Here is a 26,238-nt window from a genome sequence, read left to right as displayed (position 1 = left end):
CCCGCGCCCGGCGGGCGCCCCCCTCGGCGCGGGCGCCCCCGCCCCGGCGGCCCGGCCGGCCCCCGCCGTAGCCCCGGGCCGCGCCGGAGAAGCCCCCCGCGCCGGCCGCGGACCCGGCCCCCCGCCCGTCGCACGAGCCCCGGGTCCCGCGGAAGCCCCGGGTCTCGCGGAAGCCCCGGGCCCCGCCGGGGAAGCGGGTCTCGCCTGGCCGCCGCCCCTCGCCGGAGCGCCGGGCACCGCCGGAGAAGCGGGGGGCGACGGGCCGTACGCCGCGAACCGGTTGGTCGACGGGACGCGGCTGCTGGACGCGGACGCGCTCGGGCCCGAGGCCGCGGCGGCGCTCGCGCCCGCGACGCGGGTGATGCTCAGCCCGCTGACGCTCGAAGCGCCCCAGGCGGTCAACCCGCTGATCGGGGCGCTGCTGGTGGCCGGGCCCCGCCGCCGGCTGGAGCAGCTCGGCGTGTCGGTCGAGTCCCTCGCCTCGCAGGCCGCCCTGGCGCTCGAACGCGTCGGGCTCAGCGAGGAGATCAACCGCCGCCGGAGCGAGGCGTACTTCCGCACCCTCGTGCACAACGCGTCCGACGTGATCCTGATCGTCGACGACGACGACACCGTCCGCTACGCCAGCCCCTCCGCCCAGGGAATGTTCGGCGGCGCCCTCCTCAGCGGCACCCCCCTGGCCCGCCTCGTGGACGAACAGGACCGCGACCGGGCCGCCCGTACGCTCCGCCGGGTACGCGCCGGGGACGCGCGGGACGTCCACGACGACTGGTGCGTGCTGCGCTCCGACGACCAGCGGCTGAACGTGGAGGTCCGCGCCAGCAACCTCCGCCACGAGCAGACCGTCCACGGCATCGTGCTGACCCTCCGGGACGTCACCGAGCAGCGCGAACTGGAGCGCGAGCTCACCCACCGCGCCTTCCACGACTCGCTGACCGGCCTGCCCAACCGGGTCCTGCTGCTGGAGCGCATCGAACGTGCCCTGCTGCGCGGCCGCCGCGACGCCACGCTCACCTGCGTCCTCTTCGTCGACCTCGACGACTTCAAGGTCGTCAACGACATGATGGGCCACTCCGTCGGCGACGAACTCCTCGTCGCCGTCGCCCGGCGCCTGACCGCCGCACTGCGGCGCACCGACACCGCGGCCCGGCTCGGCGGCGACGAGTTCGCCGTCCTCATGGAGGGCGCCAGGGGGCCCGAGGACGCCGAGAGGCTCGCCGCGCAGGTCGTCGCGGCCCTCGACGAACCTTTCCGGCTCACCACCGGCGCCACCAGCGTCTCCGCGTGCGTGGGTGTGGCCACGGCCCGCGACAGCGACGAGGCGGAGGAACTCCTCGGCCACGCCGACCTGGCCCTGTACGCCGCGAAGACCGCCGGAAAGGGCCAGTGGCAGCGCTTCCGGCCCGACCTGCACGCCGGCATGGTCGAGCGGCACGAGCTCCAGGCCGGCCTGGACAGCGCCATCAACGAAGAGGCGTTCGCCCTCCGCTACCAGCCGATCGTCGAGATCAACGGCGGCGCCGTCGCCGGCTTCGAGGCGCTGATCCGCTGGCCGCGCCGGCGCGGCCTCGTGCCGCCGGACCAGTTCATCACCCTCGCGGAGGAGACCGGCCACATCATGCCGCTCGGCGCCTGGGTGCTCGACCGCGCCGCGAGAGACGTCGCCCGCTGGCAGCGGGACCGTCCCCGCACCCCGCCCCTGTACCTCAACGTCAACGTCTCCGCACGCCAGTTCATCGACCCGAGCTTCATCGAGGACGTCCAGCGCGTCGTCGACACCTCCGGCCTCGCCCGCGGCTCGCTCGTCCTGGAGATCACCGAGTCCGTCCTGATGCGCCGCGACGAGCAGATCAGGGCCACCATGCGGACGCTCAAGCGCCTCGGCGTCTCCATCGCGATCGACGACTTCGGTACGGGGTTCTCCTCGCTCAGCTACCTGCGCGAGTTCCCCATCGACGTACTGAAGGTCGACAAGTCGTTCATCGACGACATCGTCACGGCCAGCAGGTCGCGCTCGTCGAGGGCATCGTCCGCATCGCCGACGTCCTGGGCCTCCAGGTCATCGCCGAAGGCATCGAGAACGCCGGCCAGCGCGACCTGCTCGGCGCCATGGGCTGCCGCTTCGGCCAGGGCTACCTCTTCGCCCGGCCGATGACCACCGACGAGGCCCGGCGCTACCTGTTCGTGGCCGGCGAGCGACAGGTGTCGCCGCTCACCGGCCGGCGCGGCGAGCGCCGGACCACGACCCACCCGGTGGCGCGCGGCGAGCAGCGCGTCGGCGACCTGTCGCGCCTGCAGAAGACCAGCCGGATGTGCGACGCCGTCATCGACGAGGTGCACGGCCGGCGCATCCGCAGCGGCGACCGCTGGCTGGCCGACTTCGCCTCCTGCAACTACCTCGGCTTCGACTTCGACCCCGAGATCATGGACGCCATAGCGCCCCACGTACGCCGCTGGGGCACCCACCCCAGCTGGTCCCGGCTCATCGGCAACCCGCGCCTCTACACCGACATCGAGGAACGCCTCGCGGACCTGCTGCGCGCCCCGGACACCCTCCTGCTGCCGACCATCACCCTCATCCACGCCTCCGTGATCCCCGTCCTCGCGGCGGGCGGCCAGGTGTGCGTGGAGGCCCGCGCCCACCGCACCATGTACGACGGGTGCCTCGTCGCCCGCGGACAGGGCGCGTCGGTACGGCGCTTCCACGGCGACCGCCCCGAGGACCTCGAACAGCTGCTCGCCGCGGCCCCGCCCGGCGCGGCCCGCCTGGTCTGCATCGACGGCGTCAACAGCATGACCGGGAACCTCCCCGACCTGCCCCGCCTGGCCCGCATCTGCCGCGCCCAGGAGGCCCTGCTGTACATCGACGACGCCCACGGCTTCGGCATCATCGGCGAACGCGGTCCGGCCGAGACCTCGCCGTACGGCTCCAAGGGCAACAGCATCGTGCGCCACCTGGCCGAGTCGTACGACGGCATCATCCTGGTCGCCGGGTTCTCCAAGTCGTACTCCTCGCTCCTGGCGTTCGTCACCGCGACCCCCGAGCTCAAGGCGCACCTGAAGGTCGCGGCCGGGCCCTACCTGTACTCCGGGCCCTCGCCGACGGCGTCGCTGGCGACCGTCCTCGCCGGATTCGACGTCAACGCACGGCGCGGCGACGCCATCCGCGCTGACCTCTACCGCAAGACCCACCGCGTACTGGACCATGTGCGCGGCCTGGGCGTCGCCACGCCCAACACCGACGGCCTGCCCATCATCGAGATCCCGCTCGCCGACAGCTGGGACCTCGACGCCGTCGGGGACTTCCTGTGGGACCACGGCATCTACGTCACCCTCGCCGGCTACCCGCTCGTACCGCGCAAGCAGGTCGGCTTCCGCATCCAGATCACCGCGCTCAACTCCGACGAGGAGATCGAGCAGCTCAACCAGACGCTCACCGAACTGGCCGACCGCTTCCCGCTCCAGCAGAGTCTCGCCCCGGCCGAGCCACCCGAGGGGTGGGCGCCGTGACCGACCCCCGCTACGACGACGGCCAGGTGCCCCACCGCCACCCCCACCGCTTCAACGCCGACGCGGACTGGGACCAGTGGCCGGTCACCGCCTACCTGGCCGAGAACTACCGGCGGATGCACGCCTCCGACGCCACCGTCATCCGCCACCACGCCGGCTTCTACCGGCAGTTCCCCGCCGACGGCGTCGGACGCGGCCTGGAGTTCGGCGCCGGGCCGAACCTGTACCCGCTGATGGTCGCCGCGGCCGTCGCCCGCCGTATCGACGCCCTGGAACCCAGCGCCGCCAACGTCGCCTACCTGGCCGGGCAGCTGGACCGCCCCGACGCCAGCTGGGACACGTTCTACGCCCTGTGCCGCGGCCTCGACCCCCGCCTGCCCGAAAGCCTCACCGAGGCCCTCTCCCGGGTACGGGTGCTGCACGCCGACGCGACCGCCGTCCCGGCCGGCGCCTACGACCTCGCGTCGATGAACTTCGTCGCCGAGAGCGTCACCGAGGACGCGGACGAATTCGCCGAGCTGTGCGGCCTGTTCATCCACTCCGTACACCCCGGGGGACACCTCGTCGCCGCGTTCATGGAGAACATGCCGAGCTACCACATCGGCGCCGGCCTGGTCTGGCCCGCCTTCCCGGTGGACACCGCGGCGGTACGGCACGTCTTCGCCCCGTACACCGAGCGACTGCAGATCACCCGCGTCGACAAGGACCCCACACTGCCGGACTACGGGGACACGGGCATGGTGCTCCTCCAGGCGGTCCGCATCCCCATGGACGAGATGGACGAGATGGACGGGATGGACGAGTGACTGGGCTCAGCGATTCAGCAACTCCCGGTAGAGGCGGGCGTACCGCGCCGCGAACCGCTCCGGCCCGAAGCGCTCCTCCACCGTGGCCCGGCCCTGCTCGGAGAGCACCTGCCACCAGTGCGGCCGGTCCAGCAGCTGCCGCAGCAGATGCCCGGTACGGCGCGCGTCGCCGACCGGCGCCCGCAGCACGGTGTCACCGAGCGCGGCGAACTGCGGATGGTCACCGAGGATCACCGGACGGCCGGTGCTCAGCGCCTCCAGAACGGTCAGCGGGACGTCCGACCTGACGCCCAGCACACGCGGCACGAACAGCAGCACGTCCGCCGACGCCACCAGTTCCCGCATGTCCGTTACGTACCCGAGGAGTTCCACGTCCCGCAGCCCCTCGCGCTCCGCCAGCGCCCGCACCGACGCGTCCGGCGCCCGGACGTGGTGACCGGTGCGGGAGCGCAGCACCAGCGTCAGCCGGAACCGCGCCCCGGCCCTGGTCGCCACGCCGGCCGCCATGACGGCCTCCTCCGTGCCGCCGTGGTGGCCGATGACCAGCACCCTGGGCGTGGTGCCCGACGGGCGGGGCGTGTACGGCCACCGGTCCAGCCGCACCGCCGGCGGGACGACCAGCACCTGGCCGAAGCCCGCGGCGCTCAGCACCTTGGCGGTCGCGGAGGACAGCGCCACCGTCTGGCCGAGCGGGCGCGACCGGCGCAGCAGCCGTGGGTCCTGTACGCCCGGGACGGTGTGCAGCACCGGCTTGCCGCGCAGCAGCGGCGGCCACAGCCGGGAGAACACCGGAAAGCCGTCGTCGACGGCCAGCACCGCGTGGACGAGATCGACGCGGCGGGCCAGTACGGCGCCGGCGGCGGCCATCTGTAGCCGCTGCGGGAGCCGGGGCGGGCCGTCCGGGGAGGGCAGTGGCACCGGCCGGCCGCGCTCGACGGGGCGGCGCGGGCCGCCCCGGCGCGGCCACCGGGCGAACCAGGTGAAGTCCGCGTCCGTCACCGCGTCCGCGACGGCCGCCGCCAGCTGGGTGTCCGCCCCGTCCTCGCGGTCGAGCGGGCCGCTGGCGAGCAGCAGGACGCGCGGGCGGTGCGCTCCGGTGGTCATGGCCGGACCGTGAACGAGGACAAGGAGAGGGGCGAGGGCAAGGAGAGGGGCGAGGAGTTGACGGCGTTCCCGGTCCGGTGGGCCCAGCACCGGACCGGGAACGCCGGCGACACGATGCCGAAGGCCGTCGGCGCGCGGGCGTCGCGCGGCACCGGCGCGTACACCAGCGGCGGCTCGGCGGCCGGTCTCGGCATCGCTTCCCCGGGGGTGGTGGCCGCAGCGCGGAGCGTCCGCATCCGCCCGCCGGCCTGCGGCCACCCGACATGGATCGTGGTCACGTGGCCGTGCCCCACGCCGAGGGCGAGGGGGACGGCGAGCACGCGAAGGAGGGCGAGCATGCCGTGAGGCAGCGCCCGGTACGGCCTACGGGCCGTGTGTGAAGAACCAGCAGTGCTACAGGCTGGACCACCGTCGGAGCCGTCGTCGCGACGGCGTGCCGTGGCGCGCGAGGCGACGGCGCGGGCCCGGCGGCGACGCGGCGCGGAAAACGGCCTGCGCATGGTCATGCACCGTGCGCTCGGGGCGGGCGCCAGGCGGTCGGAGGCCCTGCGTACGGGATGCCGCCCGGGGTGTCGCACGGGACGGGGACCGGGCCGGTCGGCGACCGGCGCTCCGGCGGCAGGCCAGTCGGTCACCCGCCGCAGCGGGTGCGGGACATAGGGCGCCGTATTACGGCTTGCCTGGGCGGAGGACACGGGGACCTCTTCCTGCGACGTGCCGGCAAGGAACTGGCCTGCTGATTTCCATCCGTAGCACACCCCCCATGGCCAGTCAATTCGGAAGGGGAAATCCATGGAAAGTGCTGGGAAGTTATGCGCGAGGAGCGGCCTCGGAACGTTGCCCCCACGTCAGGAGCCAGGACTAGAATTCAGTTCATGGCCGGGCGAATCGAGGACTACGCCCTCATCGGAGACCTTGAAACGGCGGCCCTTGTCGGGAAGGACGGGGCGATCGACTGGCTGTGTGTGCCCCGTTTCGATTCGCCCGCCTGTTTCGCCGCGCTGCTCGGCGGCGAGGACAACGGCCACTGGCGCATCGCGCCCGCCGGGGCGGACACATGCAGCCGGCGCGCCTACGTCCCCGACACACTCGTGCTCGAGTCGGTCTGGGAGACCGTCGGCGGGACCGTGAAGGTCACCGACTTCATGCCGCCCCGAGGCGGCCTTCCCCAGGTCGTACGGCGGGTGGAGGGCGTGTCCGGGCGGGTCGACATGCGTGCGGACCTGAGACTGCGCTTCGACAACGGGCGGATCGTCCCCTGGACCCGCACGGTCGACGGCCGGACGGTCGCCGCGGTCGCGGGACCCGACTCGGCGCTGCTGCGGGCCGACGCCCCCGTGGACATGTCCGTCACCAAGTCCCGTACGTCCTGCGCGTTCTCCGTGTCGGCGGGGGAGCGGGTCACCTTCGTACTCCGCTGGAGCCCTTCGCACATTCCCGCGCTCGCGGGCGCCGACCCCGGGGCCGGGCTCGACGCCACTTTGGAATTCTGGCGCAATTGGGCGGCCAAATGCCTTTACCAGGGGCCGTGGCGCGATGTCGTCGTCCGTTCCCTCATCACCCTCAAAGCGCTCACCTACGAACCCACCGGCGGAATTGTCGCGGCCGTCACCTCCTCCCTCCCGGAATGCCTGGGCGGAGAACGCAACTGGGACTACCGATTCTGCTGGCTGCGCGATTCCACCTTCACGCTCTCGTGCCTGCTGCGCTCCGGATACCGCGAGGAAGCCGTCGCCTGGAAGGACTGGCTGGTGCGCGCCATCGCGGGTGAACCGTCCGACCTCCAGCCGCTGTACGGAGTCGCCGGACAGCGGCGGCTCGTCGAGACGGCCGCCCCCTGGCTGTCCGGTTACGAGGGCTCCCGGCCCGTGCGGTTCGGCAACGCCGCAGTCGGCCAGCTCCAGCTCGACGTGTACGGCGAGGTCCTCAACACCGTCTACTCGGCGCTGCGGGCCGGAGTCACCATCGACGTCCAGGTGTGGCGCCTGATCGCCTCGTTCATGGAGTACCTGGAGAAGCACTGGCGGGAGCCGGACGCGGGACTGTGGGAAGTGCGGGGCCCGCGGCGGCACTTCGTCCACTCCAAGATCATGTCGTGGGTCGCGGCCGACCGCGCGCTGCGCATGGCCCGGGTCGCCGGACTGCGCGGCTCGGCCGAGCGCTGGCGCGCCATGCGGCAGGAGATCCGCAAGGACGTCCTGCACTACGGCTGGGACGGCGAACTGGGCTGCTTCGTGCAGTACTACGGCTCACGGCGGATCGACGCGGCGGCGCTGCTCATGCCCCGGCTCGGCTTCCTCCCCCCGGACGACCGGCGGCTGCACAGCACGCTGGAGGCCGCCCGGCTGCTCGACGACCACGGCTTCCTGCGGCGGTACGCCGACTCGGGCGGCGACGACCGGGTGCACGAGGTCGACGGACTGTACGGCGGCGAGGGCACGTTCCTGGCCTGCTCGCTCTGGTTCGCGGACTCCCTGGCCCTGACCGGCCGCCACCAGGAGGGCCGGGAGCAGTTCGAACGTGTCCTGGCGGTACGCAACGACGTCGGGCTGCTGTCGGAGGAGTGGGACCCCGTGGCCCGCCGCCAGCTCGGCAACCTGCCCCAGGCCTTCAGCCATGTGGCGCTGGTCAACACGGCGTTCGCCCTGCACGGCACCCGCATGGGGAGCCGCAACGGCAGCGGCGGCCGGCACGGCGACGGGAGCCGCGCGGAGAGCGGCTCCCGTGTGCAGGCGGCCCACTGAGGGCATCGCCCGTCATGTGCCGTTGGTCGCGTCGGGCTCTCTCTGCCGACGCAGCACGGCCGCACCGGCCAAGGCCGCGGTCAGCGCGGCGGACATCACCGCCGCGGCGCTCGCCCAGGCGTACGGCGCGCCCACACTGCCACCCAGCGGGTCGAAGTCGCTGCCGCCCGCCACCGCGTGCAGGGCGACCACCCCGATGGCCGTCGCTCCCGCGGCCGCCCACACCCGCACGGTGTCCCGCACGCCGAGCCACAGCCCGAGGACCAGGCACAGCACGGTCACGGCGAAGGCCAGGGTGTCGGCGTTCCCACCGGACCGCAGCCCCGCGAGATCCGTCGGCAGGTGGATGACGCCGCAGGCGAACAGGGCGGCCGCCGCGGGCCACCGCAGGCCGGAACGCAGGGCGGGGGAGGCCGACTCGTGGGCCAGGTCGGCCACGGAGACCGGCTGCTCCAGCGACGGAGTCACCGAAGCGGACCGCGGCGGACGGACGTTGGGGTTCTCCGGTACGGCGATGGGGCTTTCACCCGGCTTCACGGCGGGTCCGGGTGCCGACGCGGAGGCCGCCGCCGGTGCCGGCCGCGCGCCGGCGTCACCGGTGCCGAGGATGCTCACCAGTTCGGCGACGTCCTCGATGGGTCTGCCGACGGCCGCGGCACGCAGCGCCGTATCGGCCTCGTCGAGCGGGTGGCCGGCCTCATTCAGCATGGCGACCAGTTGGCGTACCTCCTCCAGGGGCCGGACCACCGCGGCCGCGCGCAGCGCCTCGTCGGCAGGGCTGGAGACCGCTCCGGTGCTCTTGAGCAGGGCCACCAGTGCGGCGACCTCCTCCAGCGGCCGGTAGGTGGCAGCCGTCCAGAGCAGTGTCCTTATGGGCTCGTCGCTGTCGTCGCCGTCCGCACCGGTGCTCTTCGAGCCGGCGAGAACGGCATCCACCAGCGCGGCATCCACCGGCCCGGCGGCGGCGCGCACGGCGTCGGCGGTACGTGGCGCGTCCATGGGCGCCGCGTCCGTCTCCGTCTCCGCCTCCGCTTCCGTGTTCCTGTCCGTGTCCCTGTCGGTGGGTGCGGCGGGGGCGGCCTCGGGCACCCGCTCGGTCACGGCAGGAGGCACCGTCTCGGGGCGCGCGGCCTCGAACGGCGGGGTCTGCGGGCGCGGCGGCACGGTGCCGGGGAAGTCGGCGGCGAAGGGCGCGGTCCCGGGGCGCGGGGCATCCTCGTACGTGCCGTTCGCGTACGTACCGTTCGTGTACGTGCCGTTCGTGTGCGCCGTCCTGGACTGGGCGGTCCCGGCGTGCGGGGCATCCGGGTGCGCGGTCTCGACGGGCGTTTCGCCGGCCGGTGACGCGGCACCGAGGCGTACGGCGTCCGCGTACGCGGCGTCGACGGGCGTGGTGGCGGGCGTGGTGGCCGGGCCGGTGGCGGGGTCGGGCGGACCGGGCGGCTTCGCCCGGTCAGGGACCGCCGCCGTGGCGGGAGTTGTGGGGTCGTCGGTTGTCATGGCGTGGCTCCGTTCGCCGGACTCCGGTGAGGCTCACACCGTGTCGGTCGTCGTGCGCCGCTGGGGCGCGCGGTTTGCTCCATCTAATGGGCAAGCGGGCAATTGCGCCATCCGGGAAGGGCGGACGGGGTACCCCGGCCCCCTCTCGCCCCCATGGACGGCCCACCGCTTGAAATCTGTACGACACCGTTGAATATTCGCCATTTGCACCCCATGTCGGACTGCGGTCCACTGGAAGTGGAAGAAGGCATTCCTTTCCGCATGAAGGGATGGCGGTATGACGTCAACCGAGTACGAGCTCCGGGACCGGACGAAGGTCCTGGACAGCGACATCGAGGAAGCCCTCAACCCGGGTGAAGCCGAAGGTTTCTACCGGGACACCCGTGAATGCGGGATATTGGCCCTGGAGGCCGGCGCAGGCAAGCTGCTGTTGTCGCCTCCGACGCCACGCCCGAAGAAGGGCTGACAGGGCAATTGAGCGGCCCGGTGCCGCAAGCCCTCCGACGGTACGGTGCCGAAGCCCGCTCCCACGTGGTCCCCGCTCTCACCGGCGGGGGCCACGCTCTGTTTCCCGCAGGGACGTTTTCCGCCGTTTGCGACCACTGCCGGACTGGGGTCCACTGGAAGTGGAAGAAGGCATTCCTTTCCGCATGAAGGGATGGTGGCATGACGTCAACCGAGCGCGAGCTCCGGGACCGGACGAAGGTCCTGGACAGCGACATCGAGGAAGCCCTCAACCCGGGCGAAGTCTCAGGCTTCCACCGCAACACGCGTGAATGCGCGGGGCTGGCCCTGCAGGCCGGTGCGGGCAAGCTGCTGCTGTCGCCCCCGACACCGCGGCCCAAGAAGGGTTGAAGGGGCAACTGAATGGAGCAGCCCGGCACTTCGACCCCGTTGATGGGCGCGGTGCAGGAGCTCGCAACCCAGGTGGTCTCTGCTCTCACGAGCGGGGACCACTCCCGAGTGTCCGCCGGTACGGCGGTCACCATCGGGGACGACGACCTCGGCCTCGCCGCGGTACGCGTCCTGGGAGCGGACGTCCTGCTGCCGAGCGTCCTGTACCGCCGCCCGCCCGCCCCCGCCGACCTGGCGGTGTGCGAGAAGGCGGTCCTCGCCTACCCGCCCGCCCCCGACGCCTCGGCCACCTCGCGCTGGACCCACTGGGCCATGACCCGCACGCTGCGGGACCTGGGCGCCTCCGCCGCCGTGGAGTCCCCCGACGGCACCGAGCCGGACGGCACCGAGCCGGACGCCACCTGGCTGGACGACCTGCCCTGGCAGGCCCTGACGCACCAGCTCGCCCTCCTGGCCGCACTCGCCGTTCCCGCGGCCGGCAGCGCGGCCGGCAGCGCGGCCGGCAGTATGGCCGACAGCGCGGTCGCCCGTGTCGCCGGACGCCGCGCGGTCGACGTCGCCCGCGGCTTCGTACGGGCCGTACGCCGCCGCGGCTGGCAGCAGGCGGCCGGCGCCGGGCGCTGGCTGGCCGTGCTCGACGGCGTGCCCGAGACGCTGGGTCTGGACGCGGGGCTGGAGTTCGTGGCCCAGATGGGCGGCGACGACCCACGGGTGGCACTGCACCTGCACGCGGCGCGCCACGTACGGGCCGGAGCCCCGGTGTGACGGCGACGGACGTGCGACGCCTGGCGGAGGCCGCCCTGCGCTGGCTGTCCGACAACCGCGACGGCTTCCGGCTCGGCGACGACGCGCTGGAACCCGACGCCGACGTCAACAGCTCCTGGAAGCCCCTGGGCGAACTGGCCCAGACATGCGTCTGCGTACGCCGCCACACCGCTCCCGGCTCGGCCCTCCACGACACCGCCTCCGACCTGCTGGACCACGCCTGGCACCAGACCCGCGACGGGGCGCTCTTCCTCGACCTGCAACGCCTCGAACCGTGCGCCACCTACCCCCTGGAGGTGTACGCCGCGTTCGCCTCGGGCGGTCTGCGGCACCGCGCGTACGAGGACTTCACCGCCCCTCTCCTCCGCACCCGCAGCTGGCGCACCACGGAACTGCTGCCGAACCGGCTGCTCAGCATCCTCAACTCGGAGCGGCGCTCGGGCTTCACCCCCCACGAGGCGGCCACCGCCGTCCTGCGCCGCACCTGGCTGGGCGGCCTGCCCGAACCGTGGTTGTTCGAGCGGACCGCCGGATACACCCTCACCCACGTCGTGTACCACCTCACGGACTGGGGCCACGACGTGCACGGCGTACCGGCGGACGTCGCGGCCTACCTGGACACCTGGCTCCCGGCCTGGCTCGACGGCTGTGTGGAGACCCAGCACTGGGACCTGTGCTGCGAGTTGCTCGCCGTCGCGGCCGGCCTGCCCGAGCCCCTCTCGCCGGAGCTGACCGAGGACGCCTGGGCAGCGGTGGCCCAGGCCCAGGACGATACGGGCGCGCTGACCGAGATGGGCCGCGGACCGCGCGGCGAGGAGGTCCTGCGGGTCTTCGCCAACTGCTACCACTCCACGCTGGTCGCGGCCTTCGCGGCCACCCTGACCGCGGCCCGCCGCCCGGCCGGCCGGAGCACCGACGACACCCACCGAGGAGTGCCGGCATGAGCGCCGCCAGTACCCGCCTCGTCCACACGGTCGGCGTGGGCGCCATCGAGTGGCTCCACGAACACCGCGACGGATTCCGGCTGGAACCGGACGTCGACCCGGAGATCGGCTTCCTCGAGCGGTTCAAACCGGTCGGCGAACTCGCCGTCATCTGTAAGGTGCTCTTCCGCGAAGGAGTGGCGGGCTCCCGCCAGGCCGACCTCGCCCGCCGGCTGCTCGACCACGCCTGGCGCGACGTCCTGGACGGCGGCCGGATGCTGGTACGCGGCCAGCGCACCGAGCCGACCTCCCCGATCCCCTTCGAGGTGTACGTCCCGTTCCGGGAGCTCGGCTACAGCCAGCCCGACCTGGAGCGGGCGATCCGGCTCAACCACCGGCTCACCGGCTGGGGGGCCCTGGAGGTGCAGCCCGTCAGACGCCTCGGCCTGAGCGCGTTCGAGCGCCGCTTCGGGCTGACCGCGAGCCTGCCCGAGGACGAGGCCCTCAGCCGGACGTGGCTGGGCCACACCCCCGAACCGTGGACCGTCTCCGCGCACACCGCGTACGACATCACCCACACCGTCTTCCACCTCACCGACTGGGGCGAGAACCCCGCAGGCCTGCCGCCCCGCATCGCGAGCCACCTCGACCTGTGGCTGCCGGTCTGGCTGGATGACTGGCTCGACCTGGAGCGCTGGGACCTGCTCGGCGAACTGCTCGTCGTCGACGCCTGCCTGCCCCGCCCCACGCTCGACGCGCGCGCGTGGGAAGGCTTCGCCGCCGCCCAGCAGCCGGACGGCGCCATGCCCGCGCTCGGGCCCATGCCCGACGGCGACCCCGACGACGTCTTCGACATCGTGTACCACTCCACGCTGGTCGCCGCCTTCGCCTCCGTACTGGCCACCTCCCGCGCCCTCGCGCAGCTCACCGCCGAGGCCCCCGCATGACCGCGGACGCGCACCGCGCCGCTTCCGACGACCACGAGCACCACCAGGACCACGACGACGCGGGGCAGCGGTTGGAGGAGGCCGTACGGGCGGTCGACGCACCCGACGTCGTCCTCGCCCTCTCCCGGCACGGCCGCCGCACCGTCCGCTGCGGCGGCACCGCGCCGCCGCCGCCCGTCCCGCGCGACCGGCTGCGGTACGAGCTCGGATCGGCGTCCAAGACGTACACCGGCCTGCTGCTCGCCGACCTCATCCACTCCGGCACGCTGTCCGGCACCGACCCGGCCACCGCCCTCCTGGACCCGGCCAGGCCCCCCGGCCGCCACCCCGCCACCCTCACGCACCTGATGACCCACACCTCCGGACTGCCCCCGCTGCCCGCCGACTTCTACCCCCAGGCCCTGCCCCGCTGGTACACCAACCCCTACGCCCACTACCCCGCCGAACGGGTCGTCCGCGCCTTCCTCCGCGCCCGCCCCCGACACCGGCCCGGCACCCGGTGGCGCTACTCGAACTTCGCGGTCGCCGTCCTCGGGCACACCCTCGTCGCGGCCACCGCCACCCCCTGGGAACGGCTCCTGACCGACCGCGTACTGCGCCCCCTCGGGCTGGCGGACACCGCGCTGCGCCCCACCGGGCCGGACACCGACGCCACCGGCCACCGACTGGACGGCACCACCCCCACCCCGCCCCTGCACATCGGCGGCTTCCAGGCGGCCGGCGCGCTCCGCGCCACCCCGTACGACCTGCTCACCTTCCTGGAAGCGCATCTGCGCCCGGACGGCTCCCCACTGGCCGCCGCCCTGCGGGAGGTACGCCGCCCGCTGCTGCGCCGCGGGTTCGGCCACCGGGAGACGCACACGCTGACCTGGTTCCACCACCCCGCCGAGGGCGGCACCATGTACTTCCACATCGGGGCCACCTGCGGGCAGACCGCCTTCCTCGGCTTCCGCCCCGACACCGGTACCGCCCTCGTCGGCCTCGCCACCCGCCGATACAGCCGCCAGGACACCCTCGTACCGGCCGCCTACGCGCTGCTCAGCTCATCGGAGGACCACCCATGCTGACCACCGACTTCGTACCCGGCACGCCCAACTGGATCGACCTCGGGGCCCCCGACACCGACGCGGCCGTCGCGTTCTACTCCGCCGTGTTCGGCTGGACGTTCCAGTCGGCCGGCCCGGAGGCCGGCGGCTACGGCTTCTTCCAGCGCGACGGCGGTACGGTCGCCGCCCTCGGCCCGCTCACCGAGGAGGGCGCGAGCCCCTCGTGGACGCCGTACTTCCACACCCCCGACGCCGACGCCACGAGCAAGGCCGTGGAACAGGCGGGCGGTACGGTCCGCGTCCCGCCCATGGACGTCTTCACCGCCGGGCGGATGGCCGCCTTCACCGACCCGACGGGCGCCGACTTCGCCGTGTGGCAGCCGGGCGACACCAAGGGGCTGGACACGGTCATGGAACCCAACACCCTGTGCTGGACCGAGCTCTACACCACCGACGCGGCGGCCGCGAAGGACTTCTACCGCTCGGTCTTCTCCTGGCAGTACCAGGACATGGACATGGGCGGCGGCATGGTCTACTCCGTCGTCTCCTCGCCCGGCGGCGGCACGGACGACGACCCCGGACAGGGCGGCATCATGCAACTGCAGGAGGAGAACCTCGCCGCCGGCTCCGGCTCCGAGTGGCACCCGTACTTCGGCGTGACCGACTGCGACGCCACCTTCGCCACCGCCACGGAACACGGCGCCACACCCCTGGTCGCGCCCATCGACGCCCCGGGCGTCGGGCGGCTCGCCATGCTGATGGACCCCTCGGGCGCCCCGTTCGCCCTCATCAAGGGCGACCCCACCACGACCTGACCCATGGAGCGGACTCGTCAACCGTCCCCGTGCTGCGCCCGCACCAGCGCCTCGCCGGCGTCCGAGCGGTAGTACAGCACCGACCGCCCGGCCCGCCGCCGCCGCACCAGCCGGGCGTCCAGCAGCACCTTCAGGTGGCGGCCCACCGACCCCAGGCCCTGCCCGGTCAGCGCCACCAACTGCGTCGTGCTCTTGGGCGTGTCCAGCAGGACGAGCACACCCGCCCGCGCCGCACCCAGCAGCGCGCCCAGCGCCTCCGGCACGCCCGCCGCCCCGCCGCCGCTCCCGTCCGCCAGGACGCCCGCGCACGGGTACACGACGGCGTACCGGTGCGGGGCGTCCCACGAGCACCAGCTCTGCCGGGGAGTGACCGGCACGAACATCAGCCGCGCCCCGGAGATCTCCCGCGGCGGATAGGCGTACGTACTGACCTGGAGCCGGTCCCCGCCCAGCCACCGCATCCCGGACCGCATGCCGTCCAGCGCGCCCGCCCAGCCGGCCCGGCCCAGCCGCGCCGTACGCGCCACGACATCGGCCTCCAGCACCCGGCGCCGCCGCGGCCACGAGGGCAGGACCGTACGCGTCCACACCCATGCCAGTAGCTCCGCCGTCCGCTCCGGCAGGTCGGAGCGGTGTAGCCGGGCCGGTAGCGGCCCGCCCAGCGACACGGTCAGATCCGCGCGGGCGGCCCCGGGCGGCCATGTACGGATCCGCTCCACCTCCTCCTCGAACACGGCCTCACCCTCGCCACCGGGCGTCGGCGTCAGGAAATCCGCGTTCCAGGTGCGCCCGAGGGCCGCCCGTACGAGCAGCGCGGTGACCGGGTCGCCGGCCAGCCGCTCCCGGTAGGCGGGCAGGTGCGCGTCCAGCCACCCGCGCTCGCCCGGATGCGCGGCCGTACCCCGTTCCAGGGTCTTCAGGCACGCGATGGCCTCGGCGAGCGGCGACACCACGAACCGGCTCCCCGCGAGCGTGTCCGCGTTGACCTGCCACCAGCCCATGCACACCCCCATGTTTCGCGTGAGCGCGAAACAGTAACGCCCCCGCCACGCCGCCTCCCAGACTCCGGACATGCGCACCTACCGCGAACTCTTCCGCACCCCGGAGTTCACCCCCCTCTTCCTCGCCTCCGCCGCGCAGGTGGCCGCCCAGACCGTCAGCGGCCTCGCCCTGAGCACCCTGGTCCACCGGGCGACCGGCTCCGCGCTGCTGTCCGCGCTCGCCATGTTCGGTCCCGCCCTCGCCCAGGTCGTCGGCGCCACGACGCTGCTGTCGGCGGCCGACCGGCTGCCGCCGCGCGCCGCGATGACCGGCCTCGCCGTCCTGTTCGGCCTCGGCACCGCCGTACAGGCCGTCCCCGGGCTGCCGGTGTGGGCCGTCTTCGCCGTCCTGGCGGTGCTCGGCGTGCTGGCGTCGCTGGGCGGCGGAGTGCGCTACGGGCTGCTCCACGAGATCGTCGCGAAGGACGGTTACCTGCTCGGCCGGTCCCTGCTCAACACGTCCGTGGGCGTCACGCAGATCTGCGGGTTCGGCCTCGGTGGCGTGCTCGTCGCCACCGTGTCGCCGCGTGGCACGCTGCTCACCGGCGCCGCGCTGTACGTGGCCGCCGCGGCCGTCGCCCGGTTCGGGCTCGCCCGCCGCCCGCCCCGCGCCGCCGGGCGGGCCTCCGTCGCCACGACGTGGCGCGACAACGCCCGCCTGTGGTCCTCCCGCCCCCGCCGGTACGTCTACCTCGCCCTGTGGGTGCCCAACGGGCTGATCGTCGGCTGCGAGTCGCTCTTCGTGCCGTACGCCCCCCAGGACGCCGGCCCGCTCTTCGCGTCCGCCGCCGCCGGGATGCTGGCCGGTGACATCCTGACCGGCAGGTTCTTACCCACACGGTGGCGCCGGGGCCTCGCCGCCCCGCTGCTGGTGCTGCTCGCGGCCCCGTACGCGCTCCTCGCGCTCCGCCCGCCCCTGCCGGCGGCGGTGGCGGCCGTGGCTCTGTCCGCGCTCGGCTACTCGGCGAGCCTGCTGCTCCAGGAGCGGCTGATGGCCCTGACGCCCGATGAACTCAGCGGCCACGCCCTGGGGTTGCACACCTCCGGCATGCTCACCATGCAGGGCGTGGGAGCCGCCCTGGCGGGCACCGCCGCCGAACTCACATCACCGGCCACGGCGATGGCCGTCATGGCCACCGCCTCGGTCGCGGTCACCCTTGCCCTCTCCCGGGGGCTGTCACGCGGCGAGCGGAAGCGTGCCGTCGCCCGCCCACCCGCCGGGCGTCGGGCAACCCGCCGGCATGTGCGCCGGTAGGTGCGCGGAGGGCAACTCCACGCCCGCGCACCTCAGTTGATTGTATGACTAGCTTTTGTCGTGCTTTCGGACGACGGCGGCCCGGACATCCACTGGGAGGAAGTGACACCCCCGGAGGAGGCCGCATGGTGGACGTCGAGCGACTGCTGGCCGACTGCCTTCAGGACGCGCGTGCCGCATCCCTCGGCACCCTGCCGCTCGCCGCGGAGGGCGCCGCGTACGCCGAGGCCCGCCGCACCTTCCTGGCCGCCGGGCTGCGGGCGCTGCGCGACGACCTGCCCGAGACCGGCTGGGTCCAGCTCGGCCTGGCACCGTGGCCGGACGCCTGGCCCGACCTGTACCGGCGGCTCGCCGAGACCGCCCAGGAACTCACCGGCTGCGGCTGGGCCGACGACTTCTTCTTCATGCACAAGCCGCCCGGTCTGCGCATCCGGTTCCACGCCCCCCGGCCGGCGGGCGTGGCCGCCCTGCGCGCCGAACTCCTCCGCCGCTTCGACCGCCAGGACGGCGCATGGACGAGCCCCACGGAGGGCGTGTACGAGCCGGAGACCTACCTGTTCGGCGGCCCGCGCGCCATGCCCCTGGTGCACGCCCTGTTCACGGCCGACTCGCTGGCGTGGCTGGACCACCACGCCGCACGCGGCAAGGAGGCTCCCGCGGACTGGCGCGTGTCGCTCACGCTGCTGCGCGCGGTCCTGGACGGCCTGGGCGTCGTGGGCTGGGAGCACCGTGGCGTCTGGCAGGTCGTACGGGAGGAGACCGGGCGCCGTCTCGTCGACGGCCTGCACGACGCGTCCCGGCAGCGCGCGGCCGCCGGTATCCGCGCGTACTGGAACCTGCCCTTCGAGGAGCAGCTCGACGCCCTCCCGGAGGCCTGGCGCACCGGTGTGCGCGACCACCAGGAGGCCGTCCGGCGGGCCGCGTCCCGCTGGCGCACCGACTACTTCGAGGCGGGCGACGCGCTCGTCGGCCCGCGGCGGGCCGCCGCCCACTACGCCATCTTCCACTGGAACCGGGGCCGGTTCTCCCCGGCCCGGCAGAGCCTGCTGACCGAGGCGCTCGCGTCCGACGGCCACGGCGACCGCGACCGCGACGAAAGGGCCTGCTGACGTGGGGGAGAACCGGATCCCGCGCGGGGACAAGGGCGCGGACGAGGCCGCGGGCGCGACGGCACTGCTGCGGATCGCGGGCATGCCGTGCGCGGCCTGGACCTCCGCGGCCGACCCCGCCCTGTTCGACCGGGTCGCGCGCCACGCCCGCGCCGCTGAACAGCGGGCCGCCCGCGCCCGGGACCTGGCCGAGCGGCTCGGTGAGAGCGTCGTGCCCCACCCGGACCTGGCCGACACCGACCGCGGGGCCGTACTGGCACTGCGCAGGCGCCTGCACGCCGGCAACGCCCCGGGCGCCGCGGACCTCGACCTCCTTGACCGCCTCCCACGGCACGCCGTCGCGGCCGAGGTGACCGGCGAGGCCCGGGCGCTGGCGTACGAGGCCGAGCAGGCCCACACCGAACGGGCGGAGCTGGAACGGGCGGTGGCCGACGGCCAGGAACGGGCGGCCGAACGGGCCTGGGACCTGGCCCGCGCCCACCCCGTCCTGCGGGACCTCCTGGACAGCGCGGCCCCCGGTCTCCTCGGGGACGTCGAACGGCGCCTGGCGGCCGGCGAGTCCTGGGGAGGCAAGCGGCTGCGCAAGCGCGCCGCGTACATCTGGCGCGTTCTGGGCCGCGCGGCGGCCAAGACCACCCCCAGGGGCTGGGCCGGCCAGCTCGCCACCGCCCCGGTCCGTACGCGGGCGCCCGGCACCCTGCTGATCGCCCCCGGCACCACGCTCGGCGCCCTCGCCGCCACCGGAACCGAGAACGTCCACCTCGTCCGCTCCCGGCCACCCGGACCGCCCGACCTGCGCACCGCCGACGCCGGCACCCTGCTGGCGCCCGCGCCCCTGCACTTCACGGAGCCGTCCTCCGTGCGCGCCTATGCCGTCGACCCGCGCGAACCCGGCAGGCTGCGCCACGTCGTCCTGCGCCGCACCCGCGCCCTGGACACCGTACTGAGCCTGCTCGCCGACGGACCGTGCCCGCTGGGCGAGCTGGAGAAGACCCTGCTGGGCGCGGCGGCGGGCGCGGGCACCGTCAACGGCGGCACCAACGCCCCCGCCCCGGCCGTCCTGCGCGGCTTCCTCCAGCACCTGCACACCATGGGCGTCCTCCAGGTCTGTACGGCGCCCCGGCTCCGCCACAGCGCCTGGACACCGCCCGAGGAGGTCACGGCGCACGGCACCCTGCCGCGGCCGCTCGCCCCCACGGACGGCGACCCGGCCGGCTGGTTCCTCGACTCGTACCGCGCCCCGGCCGCCCCGATGCCCGCCGCGGCCGCCGGGCGGGTACGGCGCGGGCTGCGCGTCGCGGCCCGGATCGCCGCCCTGCGCGACGCCGGCACCACCACCGCACACGAGGCGCCCGAGCTCGCCGCGATCACCGAACAGCCGCGCCCCGTCAGCGAGATCCTCGCCGCCCTGCTCCCCACCGCCACCGGCGGCCCACCTCCCACGACGGCGGTGCTGCGCCGGTACGGGGGCTGGCCGGCGACCACCGCCCCCGGCTCCGGCTACGCCCGGCTGCTGGCCCACCTCGCCGCCCACACCGGGCCCGGGCCGGCCGACGTGGACGACGCGCTCCTGGACGCCCTCGGCGCCCCGCCGGCCGACGACGCCCTGCCGCCCTGGCCCCTGGACTGCCTGCTGCGCCCGCTGCCCGGTGAGGGCTCCGGCCCCGTCGCCGTGCTGGAGACCGCATCCGCCGCCGGCGTGCTCGACGCCCGGTTCGCCGACGGCCTGCGCGCCCTGTACGGCGGCCACGGCAACGCCGACGCCCACCGCGCCTTCCTCGCCGCCGTCGAACGGCACACCGGCGTACGGTTCGTCGAACTGCTCGTCCCGCCGCTCGGCGAGCGCGCCGCCAACGCCGTACGCCGCCCGGTGACCACCGGCTGGTGGACCGGCGACCCCGACCCGACCCCGTACTACGGCCCCTCCGGCACAGGCGCGTGCTACCTCCCGCTGGACCGGATCACCGTGCGCCGCGACCCCCGCGGCGGCGGGCGGATCGTCGCCGAGGCCGACGGCCACCGCGTCATCCCCGTCCACCACGCCACGCGCACCCCCGCCCCGCCCTACGACCAGCTGCTACGGGTACTGCTCGCCGCCGGTCACCCCGCCGGCGCGTACCTCCTCCGCCTGGACGGCCTGGACGGCGCCCTGCCCGCACACACCCGGCTGCCCCGGCTGACCGCGGCCGGGGAGCTGGTCCTCGCCCCGGCCACCTGGCGCCTGGACCGCGCCCGGCTGTGGCAGCCCGGCGACGACGCCCTGCACAAGGTCCGCGCCCTCGCGCTCCTGCGGCACGCGCACGGACTGCCCCGCCACGCCTTCCTCCGTACGGCCGCCGGAGCGAAACCCGTCCCCGTGGACCTCGACGCGCTGACCGCCCTCCAGGTCGTCGACCGGCTGTGCGCCCAACAGCCCGGCACCGAACTGCTCGTCGAGGAGATGCTCCCCGCCCCCGGCGACCTGCCGCTGCGCGACCCGCTCCACGGCGGCGCGGCCGTCGCCGCCCAGGTGCTGCTGAGACTTCCGTACGACACCGGCGTCCGCGCCATCGAGCAGCTCGCCGAGGCCGCCGCCGACGCCTTGCGGCGCGGCGCCCCCCAAGACGTCCCCGACGGTCCGCCCGCAGCCGGCGGACGGAACCTCGGGGCGGCCATCGCCCACTAGTGCGAGAAGGGAACCCATTATGCCCGGAACCATCGAACTCACCGACCTCGACGCCCTCATCGACGACCTCGACGAGCGCATCACCGACACCGACCTGCCCGAGGCCCACCCCACGACGGCCGGCTGCAGCGGCCTGTGCACCATCGTCGTCTGCGCGACCGTGGTCGTCTGTGCCTGACGCGGGCGCGCCCGAGCGGCGCGTCCGCCTCACCCAGGAGCCGCCCGGCAGGCCCGGGCGGCTCCGCCCACCCCCGGCCCCGCCGCACGAGGAGCCCGATGGACCCGGTCGTCGACCTCTCCCTCACGTACCTGGACACGTGGGCCACGGACCCCCGTCACACCCCGCCCGCCGCCGACCCCGGCATCCCCGTCCTCGCCCGCCTCGTGGCCGCGACCGGCGGCCCGGAGGCCACCGCCACGGCGGCCCGCGCGGTCGCCGGCTGGGCCAGGACGGCGGGGCGCGGACCCGGCCACCCCGGCCTGTACGACGGTGGTCTGGCCGGCACGCTCGTCGGACTGCGGCTGGGCGCCCGGCTCCATCCGGTGCTGCACCGGGCGGCCGACCGGCTGCGCGACCACCTGACCGGCGAGACCGTCGCCACGGCCTGGCGGACCACGGACGTCGCCTTCCCCGACTACGACCTCATCACCGGACCCGCCGGCATTCTGCTGGCCCTGTGCGCCGGAGCGGACCCGAAGGCGACCGAACTCCAGGGACCCGCCAGCCACTTGGCGGCGCTGTGCGACCACGACGGCCTGCCCCGCCTCCGCACCGGTCAGTATGAACAGCACCCGCACCTGTCCTGGGTGCACGGTCGCGTCAACACCGGCATGGGCCACGGTGCCGCCGGAGTCGTCACCGCGCTGACCGCCGCCCTTCGCCGCACCGGCGACCCGGGGGCCGCGACCGCGCTGCGCCGCGCCACGCGCTGGCTGGTCCGCCAGTCCTACGACGACTCCCGCACCATCCGCACCTGGCCCGGTGCGGGGCTCGACGGCCCGCCGCCCCAGGGCGCGCACCCCCGCCAGGCGTGGTGCTACGGGACCCCGGGCGTCGCCTGGGCGCTGTGGGACGCGGCCGACGCGCTGGCCGACCGGGAGGCGGCCGACTGGGCGCTCACGGCGTTCGACACGCTCGCCGAGCGGTACGACGAGGGGTTCCACCTGTTCGGCGACGGCCCGGCCGACCTCCTCGGGCTGTGCCACGGGGCGGCGGGCGTACTGGCCGTGGCCAACGCCTTCGACCGCCACGCCCGCCTGCCCGCCGCGGCCGCCCTGAGCGCCCGTCTCACCGCCCACCTGCGGGCCCGGCTCCCCGACGCGCTCGGTACGCCGTGGCCGCCCGGGCTGCTGACCGGCGCCCCGGGCGCGCTGAGCGCCCTCCTCACCGCCCGTGGCGCCCCGCGCGACTGGCTGCCCTGCCTCGGCCTGCGCTGAGCGCTCTCGCCAGTGCTGTGACCGGAAAGGTTCACCGGGTCCCGGCGTCTGGCAAACCTTTCCGTCTACAGCATTAGGCGAGGGGGACGTGGTCGCCTTCCACTCGACCCGCCACGTCCGGCCAGTTGCACGTATTCAGTCGTACGTCCCAGTGCAAGCCCGCGGGGCAGTCAAACCGGTAGGCGGTCCCGTCGGAGCAACCCCAGAACCGGGAGGGGTCCTCGCCGGGGTAGTACTGCTGGTCACCCGGGCACGGCTCGGTGACGTACTGGTGCCCGGGCTCCCCGTCGTCCGCCACTGCCTGCGGTGCCGCCACAGTGGCCAGGATCAGGCCCGCGACCGTCACCACCATGCTGGACTTCTTCACCGTGTTCCCCTAGTTCGTCGGACTGTGTGCTGATCAACGCACAGCAAAGGCGAGAGGAAACGGGGACGCCAGCACCTTTTCGGCTGGTTACGGCACCCGGCGGAGGGCCGCGTCCCGTCCTCGACGTGCTTGCCTGGTCCGACAGCTCCGCGAGGCGCCGCAACGCCCCGACCCGGTGAACCTTTCCGGTCACAGCACTAGGGTGAACGGCCATGAGTGTAAAGAGTTTTGAGGGTTACCTGGGCCGCCTGGGCGTCACCGACCCCGGGGCGCCCTCCGCCGAGGCGCTGAGCGCGCTGCAGCGGGCGCATCTGGAACGTGTTCCGTACGAGAACATCGACATCCAGCTCGGCAGGCCGCCCGGCATCGAACCGGAGCTGTCCGTACGCCGGTTCGCCGCCGGGCAGGGCGGCTACTGCTTCCACCTGAACGGCGGCTTCGCCGCCCTGCTCGAGGCCCTCGGCTACGACGTCACCCGCCATGTCGGGGGCGTCCACCACGACCCCGAGGGGCGCGGCGCCAACGGCAACCACCTGGCGCTGACCGTCCGCGTCGACGGAGAGGCCTGGTTCGTCGACACCGGGCTCGGCGACGGGCCGCACGAACCGCTGCCGCTGCGCCCGGGCACGTACCAGCAGGGCCCGTTCACGTACCGCATGGAACCGTCGGTCACCGAGCCGGGCGGCTGGACGCTCCACAACGGCCCGCAGAGCGCCTTCCCGGTCATGGAGTTCGCCGCCCGGCCCGTCACCATGGCGGACCTCGCCGACGAGCACCTGCGGCTGTCCACCGCGCCGGACTCGCCGTTCCTGACGACCTTCGCCGCCCTGCGCCGCGACGCCAAGGGCCTGGACCTGCTGCGGGGCCGCGTCCTCACCCGCATCGACACGGCCGGGCGCACCGAGCGGCCGCTGGACACGGCGGGGGAGTGGTACGCCGCGCTCGCGGACGTCTTCGGCCGGAACCTGGACGGCCTCGACGCCGACGACCGGACCGCCCTGTGGGAGCGGGTGACGCGCGCCCACGAGGAGTGGCTGGCCGCGCGGGCGACGCCGTAGCCGTATTCAGCCGGTGGCGTGGGCGGCCTCCGCGAGGTGCACGACCAGACGCGCGGCGTCGGCCCGGAACGCCGCCGAGCCGGCCGCCACGCGCTCCTCCCGGGCGGGGCCGGGCCGGGCCAGTTCGCCGACCGCCGCCAGCAGTCCGGGGAGATCGGCGGCGTACATGGTCAGGCCCTCCGACGCCATCTCCCGCACCCCCACGGCGCCGTGCCCGGCGATGGGCCGGTGACCGACGACCGGGAGCCCGGCGGCGAGGGCCTGCACCGCCGTCTGGCCCGCCGCGTTGTCGACCAGGACCCGCGCCGACGCCATCAGCCCCGGCATGTCGTCCGTCCAGCCGAGCGCCCGGACGCCCGGCAGCCGGGAGGCGCGCCGGCGCAGCCGCTCGTCGCGCCCGCACAGCAGCACCGGACGGAAGCCGTGCCGGGCGAGCGCCCCGGCGGTCCGCAACAACCCGGGCCCCACGCCCCACGCCCCACCGGACAACACCACCACCGGCCGGCCGTCCGCGTCCGCGTCCCCCGCCCCGCCGGCGCCCAGCTCCTGCCGCCCGGCCGTGCTCGTGCCCCGCGGGCCGCTCCCGTCCGGCTGCCCGGCTTCCCGTGGCCTGGCTTCCCGTGGCCTGGCTTCCCGCGCTCCGGCTTCCCGCGCTCCGGCTTCCCGCGCTCCGGCTTCCCGCGGCCCGGCTTCCCGCGGTGCGGCCGCCGGCGCCCGGTGCCCCGCCCCCGCTTCGTGGAACTCCGGCGGCACGACCGGCCCCGTGGCGATGGCCGTCCGCCCCGTGCCCTCCCGGGCCGCCCGGGCGGCGGTCTCGGTGACGCACAGGTACAGGTCGTTGCCCGGGTCCAGCCAGGCGCGGTGCACGGCGAAGTCGGTGACGAACACCGCGCACGGCACCCGCAGCACGCCCCGGCCGCGCATCCGGCCGGTGATCTGGCCCGCCAGGTGGAACGTGGAGACGATCACGTCCGGCCGCCACCGCGCCACGAGCGCGCCCAGCCGCCGCTCGGCCAGCGCGGCCATCGGCGAGACGTCCAGCCCCCGGTGGGCACGGGGCCGGGGCGCCAGGAACAGCGCGTAGATCGCCGCGTACACCGGGGGCAGGCGCCGCACCACGAACCGGTAGAAGCCGCGCATCGCCGGTCCCGTGCCGGGCGGCAGCAGCGTCAGCACGTCCCGTACGAGGACCTCGTGGCCGTCCGCGCGCAGTCGGCGTGCCAGTTCGCGGGCCACCGTGTCGTGGCCCGCGCCCATGCTCGCGCTGAGGACCAGGCATCGCCGCCCCATGTGGCGCCCTCCGTTCCGTGCCGTTCCATCGTGGTCCGTCCGGCCCAGTGGCGCGGCCCCGAAGCGGCCGAATCGGACTGTTCGGGTGGATTCAGCGGGAGTGATGGGCGGGTACGGAGAGGCGAACCGGCGCGAAACCGGGACGCTGGAAGAGCACGGTCGACGACAGTCCGGAGGATCCGCCATGCCCCTTACGCCCCGTCGAGAGGCCACACCAGGAAGGGGACGGCCTGTCGGCGGCGAACCCGTCGCGCGGCCGGTCGTGCTCGTCACGGGCGCGTCCTCCGGGATCGGCGAGGCGGTCGCCGACCGGTTCGCCGCCGACGGCCGTTGCCGGCTGCTGCTCGGCGGGCGCGACGAGGAGCGGCTCGCGGCGGTGGCGCGGCGGACGGGCGGCGGCGCGCTGCGGGCGGACCTGGCCGAGCGGGCGGGGGTGGAGCGGCTGGCCGCCGAGGCGCTGGAGCGCGAGGGCCGGGTCGACGTCCTGGTGGCGGCGGCCGGCATCGGCTGGGCGGGGCCGTTCCCCCGGATGCCCGCCGACGCCGTCGACCGGCTGATCGCGGTCAACCTCACCTCGGTCGTGCACCTGGTGCGGCTGCTGCTGCCGCCGATGGCGGAGCGGGGCGTGGGGCACCTGGTGATGATCGGTTCCATGGCCGGGCGTGTCGGGGTGGCCAACGAGGCGGTCTACGCCACCACCAAGGGCGGCCTGCTGGCCTTCGCCGACAGCCTGCGTTATGAGCTGGCCGGTACCCGCGTGGGCGTGACCGTCGTGCTGCCGGGGGCGGTGGACACGCCGTTCTTCACCACCCGGGGCGTCCCGTACCACCGTGACCATCCGCGCCCGGTGCCGGCCGAACGGGTGGCCGAGGTGGTGTGGCGCGCGGTCGTACGGGGCCGGGACGACGTGTTCGTACCGGGCTGGCTCGCGATGCCCGCCCGGATGCACGGTGCGGTGCCGGGCTTCTTCCGCGCCATGGCCAAGCGGTTCGGCTGAGTCCG

At 74.6% G+C, this 26,238-nt stretch carries 23 protein-coding genes and 2 pseudogenes; 19 read left to right on the top strand and 6 right to left on the bottom strand.

Annotation, left to right across the window (positions count from 1 at the left end; genetic code table 11):
* Positions 1-361 precede the first annotated feature (361 nt).
* From BKD26_RS42305 to BKD26_RS30595, 4 genes and pseudogenes are all read left to right on the top strand, one after another.
* Positions 362-1,957: pseudogene (locus BKD26_RS42305) on the top strand (EAL domain-containing protein); the annotation flags it as partial.
* 68 nt (positions 1,958-2,025) lie between these two features.
* A pseudogene (locus BKD26_RS42300) lies at positions 2,026-2,091 on the top strand (hypothetical protein); the annotation flags it as partial.
* An 18-nt stretch (positions 2,092-2,109) separates the two neighbouring features.
* Positions 2,110-3,510, top strand: a complete 1,401-nt coding sequence (locus BKD26_RS42295) for an aminotransferase class I/II-fold pyridoxal phosphate-dependent enzyme (RefSeq protein ID WP_347105876.1) — start codon at positions 2,110-2,112, stop codon at positions 3,508-3,510.
* Positions 3,507-4,316: an NNMT/PNMT/TEMT family class I SAM-dependent methyltransferase gene (locus BKD26_RS30595; RefSeq protein WP_241518922.1), complete on the top strand. Its 810-nt coding sequence runs from the start codon at positions 3,507-3,509 to the stop codon at positions 4,314-4,316. Before BKD26_RS42295 ends, BKD26_RS30595 begins: the two co-directional genes overlap by 4 nt.
* Before the next feature lie 6 nt (positions 4,317-4,322).
* On the opposite strand, the gene BKD26_RS30590 is transcribed toward BKD26_RS30595, so the two are convergent.
* The gene (locus tag BKD26_RS30590; RefSeq protein ID WP_084904966.1) at positions 4,323-5,420 is read right to left on the bottom strand and encodes a glycosyltransferase; all 1,098 of its coding nucleotides are present in this window, start codon (positions 5,418-5,420) and stop codon (positions 4,323-4,325) included.
* The gene (locus tag BKD26_RS30585; RefSeq protein WP_084904963.1) at positions 5,417-5,758 is read right to left on the bottom strand and encodes a hypothetical protein; all 342 of its coding nucleotides are present in this window, start codon (positions 5,756-5,758) and stop codon (positions 5,417-5,419) included. Before BKD26_RS30585 ends, BKD26_RS30590 begins: the two co-directional genes overlap by 4 nt.
* A 537-nt stretch (positions 5,759-6,295) precedes the next feature.
* Between BKD26_RS30585 and BKD26_RS30580 the strand changes: the two genes are divergently transcribed.
* Positions 6,296-8,164 (top strand): glycoside hydrolase family 15 protein, encoded by a 1,869-nt coding sequence (locus BKD26_RS30580; protein WP_084904961.1) that lies wholly within the window; start codon positions 6,296-6,298, stop codon positions 8,162-8,164.
* A 12-nt stretch (positions 8,165-8,176) separates the two neighbouring features.
* Here BKD26_RS30580 and BKD26_RS41675 read toward each other — a convergent pair whose 3' ends face one another.
* On the bottom strand, positions 8,177-9,664 hold the full coding sequence (locus BKD26_RS41675) for a hypothetical protein (protein ID WP_241518921.1): 1,488 nt from the start codon (positions 9,662-9,664) through the stop codon (positions 8,177-8,179).
* A 277-nt stretch (positions 9,665-9,941) separates the two neighbouring features.
* Between BKD26_RS41675 and BKD26_RS30570 the strand changes: the two genes are divergently transcribed.
* The 7 genes from BKD26_RS30570 to BKD26_RS30540 all read left to right on the top strand — a co-directional run bounded on the left by BKD26_RS30570 (position 9,942) and on the right by BKD26_RS30540 (position 15,015).
* Positions 9,942-10,130 (top strand): hypothetical protein, encoded by a 189-nt coding sequence (locus BKD26_RS30570; protein WP_084904958.1) that lies wholly within the window; start codon positions 9,942-9,944, stop codon positions 10,128-10,130.
* Positions 10,131-10,330: 200 nt separating this feature from the next.
* Entirely contained in the window at positions 10,331-10,519 is a 189-nt protein-coding gene (locus BKD26_RS30565; protein WP_084904956.1) for a hypothetical protein, read from the top strand.
* A 12-nt stretch (positions 10,520-10,531) separates the two neighbouring features.
* Positions 10,532-11,284, top strand: coding sequence for a hypothetical protein (locus BKD26_RS30560; protein ID WP_084904952.1), 753 nt, complete (start codon positions 10,532-10,534; stop codon positions 11,282-11,284).
* A complete protein-coding gene (locus tag BKD26_RS30555; protein ID WP_084904949.1) occupies positions 11,281-12,228 on the top strand; it encodes a hypothetical protein in 948 nt (315 codons plus the stop codon). Before BKD26_RS30560 ends, BKD26_RS30555 begins: the two co-directional genes overlap by 4 nt.
* A complete protein-coding gene (locus BKD26_RS30550; protein WP_084904947.1) occupies positions 12,225-13,154 on the top strand; it encodes a hypothetical protein in 930 nt (309 codons plus the stop codon). Before BKD26_RS30555 ends, BKD26_RS30550 begins: the two co-directional genes overlap by 4 nt.
* Complete coding sequence (locus tag BKD26_RS30545) at positions 13,151-14,221, top strand: serine hydrolase domain-containing protein (protein WP_084904946.1); 1,071 nt, start codon at positions 13,151-13,153, stop codon at positions 14,219-14,221. The genes BKD26_RS30550 and BKD26_RS30545 overlap by 4 nt, the downstream gene beginning before the upstream one ends.
* On the top strand, positions 14,215-15,015 hold the full coding sequence (locus BKD26_RS30540; protein ID WP_084904943.1) for a VOC family protein: 801 nt from the start codon (positions 14,215-14,217) through the stop codon (positions 15,013-15,015). Before BKD26_RS30545 ends, BKD26_RS30540 begins: the two co-directional genes overlap by 7 nt.
* Before the next feature lie 17 nt (positions 15,016-15,032).
* Here the strand turns inward: BKD26_RS30540 and BKD26_RS30535 are convergent, their stop codons facing one another.
* Positions 15,033-16,016: a transcriptional regulator gene (locus BKD26_RS30535; protein WP_084904941.1), complete on the bottom strand. Its 984-nt coding sequence runs from the start codon at positions 16,014-16,016 to the stop codon at positions 15,033-15,035.
* A 70-nt stretch (positions 16,017-16,086) separates the two neighbouring features.
* On the opposite strand from BKD26_RS30535, the gene BKD26_RS30530 reads away from it, so the two are divergent.
* From BKD26_RS30530 to BKD26_RS30515, 5 genes are all read left to right on the top strand, one after another.
* Entirely contained in the window at positions 16,087-17,310 is a 1,224-nt protein-coding gene (locus BKD26_RS30530; protein ID WP_084904938.1) for an MFS transporter, read from the top strand.
* Positions 17,311-17,435: 125 nt separating this feature from the next.
* Positions 17,436-18,419: a thiopeptide-type bacteriocin biosynthesis protein gene (locus tag BKD26_RS30525; RefSeq protein ID WP_084904936.1), complete on the top strand. Its 984-nt coding sequence runs from the start codon at positions 17,436-17,438 to the stop codon at positions 18,417-18,419.
* A 1-nt stretch (position 18,420) separates the two neighbouring features.
* Complete coding sequence (locus tag BKD26_RS30520) at positions 18,421-21,084, top strand: lantibiotic dehydratase (RefSeq protein WP_241518920.1); 2,664 nt, start codon at positions 18,421-18,423, stop codon at positions 21,082-21,084.
* Between the two features lie 19 nt (positions 21,085-21,103).
* Positions 21,104-21,262 (top strand): hypothetical protein, encoded by a 159-nt coding sequence (locus BKD26_RS40610; RefSeq protein ID WP_179166763.1) that lies wholly within the window; start codon positions 21,104-21,106, stop codon positions 21,260-21,262.
* Positions 21,263-21,360: 98 nt separating this feature from the next.
* The gene (locus BKD26_RS30515) at positions 21,361-22,521 is read left to right on the top strand and encodes a lanthionine synthetase LanC family protein (RefSeq protein WP_084904933.1); all 1,161 of its coding nucleotides are present in this window, start codon (positions 21,361-21,363) and stop codon (positions 22,519-22,521) included.
* 73 nt (positions 22,522-22,594) lie between these two features.
* Here BKD26_RS30515 and BKD26_RS30510 read toward each other — a convergent pair whose 3' ends face one another.
* The gene (locus BKD26_RS30510; protein WP_084904930.1) at positions 22,595-22,888 is read right to left on the bottom strand and encodes a carbohydrate-binding module family 14 protein; all 294 of its coding nucleotides are present in this window, start codon (positions 22,886-22,888) and stop codon (positions 22,595-22,597) included.
* Positions 22,889-23,100: 212 nt separating this feature from the next.
* Here BKD26_RS30510 and BKD26_RS30505 point away from each other — a divergent pair, with 212 nt between their 5' ends.
* Positions 23,101-23,946, top strand: coding sequence for an arylamine N-acetyltransferase (locus BKD26_RS30505; RefSeq protein ID WP_084904928.1), 846 nt, complete (start codon positions 23,101-23,103; stop codon positions 23,944-23,946).
* Positions 23,947-23,952: 6 nt separating this feature from the next.
* Here the strand turns inward: BKD26_RS30505 and BKD26_RS30500 are convergent, their stop codons facing one another.
* A complete protein-coding gene (locus BKD26_RS30500) occupies positions 23,953-25,236 on the bottom strand; it encodes a glycosyltransferase (RefSeq protein ID WP_084904925.1) in 1,284 nt (427 codons plus the stop codon).
* A 184-nt stretch (positions 25,237-25,420) separates the two neighbouring features.
* Here BKD26_RS30500 and BKD26_RS30495 point away from each other — a divergent pair, with 184 nt between their 5' ends.
* Entirely contained in the window at positions 25,421-26,233 is an 813-nt protein-coding gene (locus BKD26_RS30495) for an SDR family NAD(P)-dependent oxidoreductase (protein WP_084904923.1), read from the top strand.
* The last annotated feature ends 5 nt before the right edge of the window (positions 26,234-26,238 follow it).

Source organism: Streptomyces sp. CB03238, assembly GCF_002099185.1.
In the GTDB taxonomy this organism is placed as follows: Bacteria; Actinomycetota; Actinomycetes; order Streptomycetales; family Streptomycetaceae; genus Streptomyces.
This window is presented reverse-complemented; position numbering and strand designations above follow the sequence as displayed.